Origin of the sequence: Streptomyces sp. NRRL F-5755 (assembly GCF_001279365.1) — a bacterium.
In the GTDB taxonomy this organism is placed as follows: domain Bacteria; phylum Actinomycetota; class Actinomycetes; order Streptomycetales; family Streptomycetaceae; genus Streptomyces; species Streptomyces rimosus.
On record NZ_LGCW01000181.1, the window covers coordinates 1 to 528 of the forward strand.

Genomic DNA, 528 nt, shown 5'->3' on the forward strand with positions numbered 1-528 from the left:
GCCGACGCCGACGGCGGTCAGTGCCGTACGGACCCAGCCCTCGCGGCCGCTGCCGACCGCGAAGCGCATGCCCATGACGAGATCGCGGAACCAGACGGCGAGGCCGGCCGGCGCCTTGCTTGGTCGGGTGCCGTGGCCAGTGGCGGGAGAGCCGTGGTCGAGGGGGGTCATACGGTGCCTGCCATTTCCCGGGCCTGGCCGTCGCGGACGACGACCTCGCGGTCGGAGTAGGCGGCGACCCGCGCTTCGTGGGTGACCAGGACGACGGCCGCGTTGGTGTCCCGCGCGGCCTCCGTCAGCAGCGTCATCACCCGTTCGCCGTTGAGGGAGTCCAGGGCGCCGGTGGGTTCGTCGGCGAAGATCACGCGGGGGCGGGCGGCGAGCGCGCGGGCCACCGCGACGCGCTGGCCCTGGCCGCCGGAGACCTCGCCGGGCCGCTTGGCCCGCACCTCGCCGACCTCCAGCCGCTCCAGCCACTCCAGCGAGCGCTCCTCGGCCTCCTTGCGCCTGGCACCGCCCAGGCGCAGC

1 protein-coding gene is annotated in these 528 nt (G+C 75.6%); it reads right to left on the reverse strand.

Annotated features, from left to right (window positions below; genetic code table 11):
• Positions 1-167 precede the first annotated feature (167 nt).
• Positions 168-528: ATP-binding cassette domain-containing protein (locus tag ADK86_RS16770; RefSeq protein WP_159393870.1), on the reverse strand; the 361-nt coding region annotated here is incomplete at its 5' end.